Genomic DNA, 7,898 nt, shown 5'->3' with positions numbered 1-7,898 from the left:
TTGTTGTTTACTGGAGAGCTTAGAAAACTCCTCTGTCGAGAGTGTGCTGAGAGGCCCACGATATTTGCTCCAATTTCCATTGGTAGAGTGATGAAAATTATGATGTTGAGACCACACATATTGAGGCATGCCGCATAGCACCCCAAAAATAAAACCACTCAATTTATTTAAGCCAGAGGAATAAAATAAACTGTTGTGACCTGCTTCATGCATTAACACGAATATGCGTAGTAAAAATAAAATTAAAAAACACACACATAATGCAGTTAGCCAATATGAAATTTGCAGAAAATGAATGGCTAAATACCAAAGTAAAAAATAAGGTACTAACGTATTCAATATCTGAATAGATGCCTTGATATTACAAGACTTAGAGTATTTCGAAATTAATTCGGTTTTATGTTCTTTCAAGCGGGCAACGGAGTCAACGTTCATGGATTGCTATTAAATTTACTATTGTTGATAGGCGGGGAGGGCAAATATTCTTTTGTCCGCGGAACTATAGCATATAGGTATACTGTCTCGCTCTATATAGCCAACCTAGTCAGTAGGTTGGTTTTCTCAAGAACATGTCATCAAGGGGTTCGTGAACTGAAAGAGGGCGAGAAACTAATTAAGCTGGATTTCCAGATGCTCCCCCTCAAGGGTGGACAAAACCGAACTTCGGGGTATAACGCCGTATCGTGTCACCTGAGACTGTTTTCAACAGCCTGTTAGATGTTCTTGAGCTAGGGTTGGGGGACTGTCGGGTTTAGGCAAATAGGTTAAGAAGGTCAATTAGCTTAATACGACAATAATAAGTTAAGAAAATTATGGTTTAGTCCTTAAAAATTTATTGAGTTGAATTGTATGCGGTTTTTAGATTTAGTTTTATCGAGTGTTGGAATAATTATTCTTTTTCCTGTGATGTTATTCATTTACATAATTAGTTTATTTGATACGGGTAAGCCATTATTTTTTCAGGTACGTGTTGGTCAGGATAAGCGGGCATTTACATTAGTTAAGTTTCGAACTATGCGAGTCGACACGCATTCGGTTGCAACGCATTTAGCTGAAAGTGCTTCTGTAACGACTCTAGGCCATTTTTTGCGACGCACTAAACTTGATGAATTGCCTCAACTTTTTAATGTATTTATTGGTCAGATGAGTTTGGTGGGGCCGCGGCCATGTCTATTTAATCAAATTGAGCTGGTGGACTATCGAGCTGAGCGGAGTGTTTATAAGGCTAAACCTGGTATTACGGGGTTGGCGCAGATCAATGGTGTGGATATGTCTACACCGAAAAAGCTATCAAAGTATGATGCATTAATGCTTCAACATTTGAATATAACTAGCTATTTTTATTATATATTTTCTACTTTTCTTGGGCGCGGCCAAGGTGATCGTGTGAAAAGCTATTAAGTATAATGTGGGCTAAATTCATTGCTTACAGTTAGGCTTTTCGCCCTGAGACCTGGCTTTGTTATAAATGATCATGGCGTCTGGCATGGCTTTATTTAGATCGGCAATGCGGGTGGCATTGGAGGGGTGAGTAGACAGTAACTCGGGTGGCGCTTTACCGCCTGATGCTTTTGCCATGTTTTGCCAAAGTGGTACGCTTTGACGTGGATCAAAGCCGGCACTGGCCATATAAACCAACCCAAGGATGTCGGATTCGCTTTCTTGTCCTCTACCGTAGGGCAATAAAATGCCTACTTGTGCACCGAGACCGAGTAAGCCCAGCAGTTGTTGTTTTTCTCTGCTGGCGCTGCCAGCAAGTATTTGTGCTGCGGCTAAGCCAACCTGGGTCAGGGTTGATGCAGACACTCTGGCGTTACCATGGCGTGCGGTGACATGAGCAATTTCATGGCCGATAACCGTCGCTAATTGATGTTGGTTTTTGGCAACGCTAAGCAGGCCTGTGTAGATACCAATTTTGCCGCCGGGTAGTGCAAAGGCATTGACTTGTTCGCTATCAAATACTGTCACTTCCCACGCCTTATCAGGTTCAACTTTAGCAACGATTGCATCGGCGATACAGCTAATATAAGCATTCGATTTTGAATTTTTAGAGATGGGCGTACCTTTTTTTGTTTCTTGGTAAGCGGCAGCGCCCATTTGTGCCATTTGTGATTCGGGAAAGAGTAATATTTGTTTACGTCCGGTGGGGGAAGTTGAACACGCGCTTAGAAAAAGGGATAACAATACGAAGGCGATAGCTGCGATTTTAAATGCGGGGTTGTGAAATTTTAGTGTTGAGTTGAATTTCATCATTTGTCTGTCCCAGTTTGGCTTTACTGTAAACCTAGTATATCAGGTGAAACTGAACTATTGCTTACCCTGCAGTTGTTCCAATACCGCTTCGTTTTCAAGCGTTGAGGTGTCTTGTGTAATGGCTTCGCCACAGGCAATGGCGCGCAGCAGGCGACGCATGATTTTTCCTGAACGGGTTTTAGGCAGGTTGTCGGCGTAGCGAATTTCCTTAGGTTTTGCGATAGCGCCAATTTGTTTACTCACCCATTGCTGCAACTCAGCGCTCAGTTTGTTATCAACGCCACCCTCTGGGCGCTGCCCTTTTAAGACGACATAGGCAACGATGGCTTCGCCCGTGAGTTCATCGGGTCTGCCAACAACGGCTGCTTCGATCACTAGCTCGTGAGCGACTAACGCTGATTCGATTTCCATGCTGCCGAGACGATGGCCAGAGACATTCAATACATCATCGATGCGCCCCATGATCCAGTAATAACCGTCTTTATCGCGGCGCGCACTGTCACCGGCGACATAATACTGATGATTAAAACGCTGCCAATAGGTTTCGCGATAGCGTTGATCATCGCCCCAGATCGTACGTAGCATAGATGGCCAGGGTTTTCGTATCACGAGATAGCCACCTTGGTCAGGCTCTGTTATTTCATTGCCTTTTTCATCAACAATCGCGACATCCATACCAGGCAGTGGTCGTGTACAGGAGCCGGGCTTGGTGGCGACAATACCAGGTATGGGTGCAATGACAATAGCACCGGTTTCGGTTTGCCACCAGGTGTCAACAACAGGGCAACGCTCTTTGCCTATGACACGGTGATACCACATCCATGCCTCTGGATTAATAGGTTCACCTACGCTGCCTAATAAGCGTAATGAGGATAGATCATAACGGTTAGGAAAGTCATCACCCGCTTTCATCAAGGTACGAATAGCTGTAGGTGCGGTATAAAAAACCGTTATTTTATGGTCTTGACAGAGCTTCCACAAACGACCGGCGTCGGGTACAGTCGGCGCGCCTTCATACATGAATAGAGTCATCCCTAGTGCGAGTGGGCCATAGGCGACATAGGAATGTCCAGTAACCCAGCCAACATCAGCGGTACACCAATAAATATCGTTGTCTTGTGCGTCGAACACCCATTTCATGGTCATAATGGTGCCGAGCAAGTAGCCCGCGCTTGAGTGTTGAATACCTTTTGGTTTACCAGTAGAGCCAGAGGTATACAAAAGAAACAGGGGGTGCTCGCTGTCGACCCACTCAGGTGGGCAGTCATTGCTGATGGATTTAGTTACTTCATGCCAGTAGACATCACGTCCTGACACCATGGCGATAGCTGCTTCGGTGCGTTTTAAAACGAAGACAGTTTCGACGCTGCGACAGCCTAGCGATAGCGCTTCATCACAGGCTACCTTTAAGGGGGTGATCTTGCCGCCGCGGTAGCCACCATCAGCAGTGATAACTGCTTTTGCACCAGCATCTTCTATGCGATTTTTTAATGCCTCGGCAGAAAAGCCACCAAACACGACGGAATGGATTGCGCCAATTCGTGCGCAGGCCTGCATGGCAATGACTGCTTCAGGTACCATCGGCATATAGAGCACGACGCGATCACCGTGTTTTATGCCATGAAGTTTAAGTGCATTAGCAAAGCGACAAACGGCACTATGAAGTTCGCGGTAAGTAAGTGTTTGCTTGTCGCCACGTTCACCTTCAAAGAGTATGGCGGTTTTATCAGCACGATCAATCAGATGACGATCGATGCAGTTGTAGCTGACGTTAAGCCTGCCGCCGTCGAACCACCGATAGTATGGCGCATCGCTGTCATCGAGTATTTTACTAAACCGTGTTTGCCAGTCGATTTCGTTACAGGCTAACTTAGCCCAAAACGCCTCATGGTCATCGTTAGCGGTTTGGTAAAGCACTTCTAGATTGCGCGGGTTACTGATTGATGCGTTTTCGACAAATTTTTCTGGGGGTGAGAAACTACGGTTTTCTTGCAGTATGGAATCTATGGTGTTTTTTGTCGGTTGTTCAATCACCTTGTGTAGCCAATATTTCTGAATAAATATGTATTAGCGACTCACTTGTTTTTCTTTGATTTCATCAAGTGTTTTACAATCGATACATTGGGTTGCAGTAGGGCGTGCTTCAAGACGGCGAATACCAATATCAATACCACAGGTTTCACAATAGCCATAATCGTTTGAGTCGAGCAGGTCTAGAGACTCATCGATTTTTTTAATGAGTTTACGTTCACGATCGCGTGTACGTAGTTCGATAGTGAACTCTGACTCTTGGCTAGCTCGATCATTTGGGTCAGGGAAGTTGCTGGCATCATCTTGCATATGGTGCACGGTACGATCAACCTCCTGCATAAGTGCACGTTTCCACGTGTTGAGAATATTACGAAAATGCGTGGTTTGCCCTTCGCCCATATAAGCTTCGCCACGTTTTTCCTTGTAAGGAGCAATCGGCGTATCGCCCATTGCTAATATGTCTGTACCTTCAAGTGCTGCTTGTTTTCTGTTGGTACTAGTCGTCCTTGCTTTAGGCTTTGTCGATGTTGTTATTCTTGCTGATGCTGCTTTCACTGGAACCTTCTTTTTTGGAGTGGTTTTTTTGGCAATGGTTTTCTTTACGGATATTTTTTTAGGTGTCACCTTTTTTTTTGCTGGCACTTTTTTAGCTACTGCTTTCTTTTTTGAAGTGGGTTTTTTGGCTATTTTTTTGGCGGGTGTTTTTACAGCCACTTTTTTTACCGCACTTTTTTTAGATGTGCTTTTCTTGACACCACTCTTTTTCAGTGCTGCTGCCTTTTTTATGACCTTTTTCTTGGCCGTTTTTTTAGTTGGCGCCTTTTTCTTTTTAGCTTTAGGCATCCCATACTCCCCACTCGACACAATAAACCCTACTTTATAGCATACTCGCGTGCTGTGACCAAGCTTGAAATTAAGTGTACAGGCTAGTGTCGTGTCAACCGTATAATGATGGGCTCAGAGCGATGCAAACAGTCCAAGGCAAGATAGCAATAGTGGTTGCACCAACAGTAGGCGCTTTAGGCGGCGCCGCATTGGACTGTTTGCATCGCTCCCTTCGGGCGAGACAAGAAGCGGCCATCTACTGTGTTGCGCTCGCTTGAGTTAGCTACGGCTAGTTCTGCGCTCGCGCGCCTCGCCTAAAGCGCCTACTGTTGGTGCATATGACCGCTTCTCGTCTCGCTGAGATCGTCATTATACGGTTGACACGACACAGCATAGGGGCGAGGTTTGCTATGCTGGCGCGCTGCTATTTTTAGTGCTTATTATTGTGTGTTTATACACCGAAAGGGGATGTGATGAGTGGTTTTGATGCCTATCTATTTGATGTCGATGGGACTTTGGCTGATACAGAACGTGATGGTCATTTGGTTGCATTTAATCAAGCGTTTACCGATGCTGGGCTTGCTTGGCATTGGTCGATTGAGCTTTACCTTGAATTGCTAGCGGTGACGGGTGGCAAGGAACGAATGCTCCATTATCTAGAAAAGTATGACCCGCCTTTTGCGGATATTTCGATTGATTTAGAGGATTATTTTGCTTCACTGCATGCTGCCAAGACCGATCATTTTAAAGATATGGTCGATAGCGGTGCTATCACGCTACGTCCAGGTGTTGAAAGATTGCTCAACGAAGCGCGTGCACAAAAACGACGTTTGGCCATTTCAACGACAACGACTTATAGCAATGTAACGGCTTTGCTCAGCAACACTTTGGGTAAGGAGTCGATTGCCTGGTTTGAATTGATCGCAGCAGGTGATGTGGTGCCAAAGAAGAAACCGGCAGCAGATATCTATCACTACACACTTACGGAAATGGGACTTGTTGCAGAACAGTGCCTTGTTTTTGAAGATTCTCGTAACGGAATTCTTGCCTCAAAAGGAGCAAATTTAACGACAGTGATCACAGTCAATGACTTTACCTTGAATCATGACTTTAATGGCGCTGAACTGGTGGTATCAGACCTTGGCGAGCCTGATAGCGCGATGCGGGTGCTGGGTGGTAGCCAGTCACAGCACTTTGCTGACGTGTCGATGCTTGATGTGGCAACGCTAGATCGTTTGCGTTAGTTTTTAATGCGCAATTTACGACGCGTATTGGTCGGATGGTGGTACCAGGAGAATAAATTGATAAGCTGGCACAAAACTTCTTTCTCACAACTTCTACGCTTGCTCAGTATGTACATTAGTTGTGTTTGAGATGCTGTTTTATGTGAGCTGAAAAGCTGCCAATTGCAACTACAGTAACGGCACGACTATACTAACTAAGGCCGTCATTCAGCTTGGTTTTGAAGTGCCGATAATACCATACTAAGAGTAGGGGCTTTAAGCGAGGTGCGTTTTACATTTATACACGTTGCTCAGTATTAAGTGATGAGCCAAGTGCTGGTTGATGAGTTGTTGGCGCAAATAGCAGTGGCGCTAACGCCAGGGAATGATTTTGGCCTCAATCAGTCAAACCCTATGTACGGTTTGCCTACACAATCGAATTATCGCGTTTAGGTGAGGGTGTCGAACGATTAGCAGCTTATTTGAAACGATCCCGTTAAGTTGCATTCAGTATAAGGATACTATGATAAAATTGGTCATTGTGGCGGATTCTTACTGATGAAAATAATACCCGAAACTATTTTAGTTGTATTGCTGACGAGCTTACTGACAGTTAACACTGTCTTTGCCCAGACCTTTGCTCTGCCGCCTGCGGGTACCGATGTAATTGGCAAGATCGATTATATCTATGCCAAATACGAAGACACGTTGGCTGATATAGCACGTGAGTGGGGGCTGGGTTATGAGGAGATCGTGCGCAGTAACCCGGATGTTGATCCATGGCTGCCGGGCGCAGGCACCAAGGTTACTTTGCCGACCCAATATGTCTTACCGCAGGCACCACGTGAAGGCATTGTGGTTAATATTTCTGAGATGCGGCTTTATTATTACCCTAAGGCATTGAAAGATACGCCGCGTCAGGTGGTAACTTACCCAATTAGCGTTGGCCGGGTTGATTGGGCCACACCGCTTGGTCTTACCAAAATAGTGAGTAAGCGTAAAGATCCTACTTGGCGCCCACCAGTATCAATTCGCAAAGAGCATGCTGAACAGGGCGACCCATTGCCCGCAGTGGTGCCGCCTGGCCCAGATAACCCGCTAGGTAAATTTGCCTTGAACTTGGGCATGCCTAGTTATCTTCTTCACGGTACCAATAAACCTGCGGGTGTGGGTATGCAGGTAACGCATGGTTGTATACGCCTTTACCCGGAAAATATTGAGGCCTTGTTTGCGTCGGTTGATGTTGGTGTCCAAGTACGTTTGGTCGATCAACCTTACAAGGTCGGTTGGCTAAATGACCAACTGTATTTGGAAGTGCATGAAGCATTAGGGCAAGACCCTGATAATAATGGATCGAATAAGACGCCTGTTGTTAAGGCAATCATTGATGCAACCAAAGAACATGAAGCGAGTATTGAATGGGCACGCTTGAGTTTGATTGTTGATAGGGCAGATGGAATGCCAGTGGTAATCTCGTTAGCAGCAGCTGAAAAACCTGGACAAGTCGTTATGCCTGAAAAAGTTGTTATGTTGGAACCGTAGTGTTTTTCAGAGCAACAAAAAAAC

General features: G+C 45.3%; 7 protein-coding genes. 3 read left to right on the top strand and 4 right to left on the bottom strand.

The genetic code is table 11. The features are described from left to right. On the bottom strand, window positions 1-435 hold a 435-nt coding region (locus JKY90_00120), incomplete at its 3' end, for a fatty acid desaturase (GenBank protein ID MBL4850678.1). Window positions 436-849: 414 nt separating this feature from the next. Here JKY90_00120 and JKY90_00115 point away from each other — a divergent pair. Beyond that, window positions 850-1,401 carry a sugar transferase gene (locus JKY90_00115; protein MBL4850677.1) on the top strand — a complete coding sequence of 184 codons (552 nt, stop codon included), beginning with the start codon at window positions 850-852 and terminating at the stop codon, window positions 1,399-1,401. A gap of 18 nt (window positions 1,402-1,419) precedes the next feature. On the opposite strand, the gene JKY90_00110 is transcribed toward JKY90_00115, so the two are convergent. The 3 genes from JKY90_00110 to dksA are packed head-to-tail and all read right to left on the bottom strand — an operon-like array spanning window position 1,420 to window position 5,127. Continuing rightward, window positions 1,420-2,250 carry a M48 family metallopeptidase gene (locus JKY90_00110; protein MBL4850676.1) on the bottom strand — a complete coding sequence of 277 codons (831 nt, stop codon included), beginning with the start codon at window positions 2,248-2,250 and terminating at the stop codon, window positions 1,420-1,422. A 57-nt stretch (window positions 2,251-2,307) separates the two neighbouring features. Beyond that, window positions 2,308-4,284: an acetate--CoA ligase gene (gene acs, locus JKY90_00105; GenBank protein MBL4850675.1), complete on the bottom strand. Its 1,977-nt coding sequence runs from the start codon at window positions 4,282-4,284 to the stop codon at window positions 2,308-2,310. Between the two features lie 36 nt (window positions 4,285-4,320). Next, complete coding sequence (dksA, locus tag JKY90_00100; protein MBL4850674.1) at window positions 4,321-5,127, bottom strand: RNA polymerase-binding protein DksA; 807 nt, start codon at window positions 5,125-5,127, stop codon at window positions 4,321-4,323. 455 nt (window positions 5,128-5,582) lie between these two features. Here dksA and JKY90_00095 point away from each other — a divergent pair, with 455 nt between their 5' ends. Together JKY90_00095 and JKY90_00090 are read left to right on the top strand one after the other, a co-directional pair. After that, on the top strand, window positions 5,583-6,353 hold the full coding sequence (locus JKY90_00095; GenBank protein MBL4850673.1) for an HAD-IA family hydrolase: 771 nt from the start codon (window positions 5,583-5,585) through the stop codon (window positions 6,351-6,353). Between the two features lie 537 nt (window positions 6,354-6,890). Further along, window positions 6,891-7,874, top strand: a complete 984-nt coding sequence (locus JKY90_00090; protein MBL4850672.1) for a L,D-transpeptidase family protein — start codon at window positions 6,891-6,893, stop codon at window positions 7,872-7,874. The last annotated feature ends 24 nt before the right edge of the window (window positions 7,875-7,898 follow it).

The organism is Gammaproteobacteria bacterium (assembly GCA_016765075.1).
Classification (GTDB): domain Bacteria; phylum Pseudomonadota; class Gammaproteobacteria.
The sequence above is the reverse complement of the archived record's forward strand: the minus strand, read 5'-3'. Positions and strand labels throughout refer to the sequence as shown.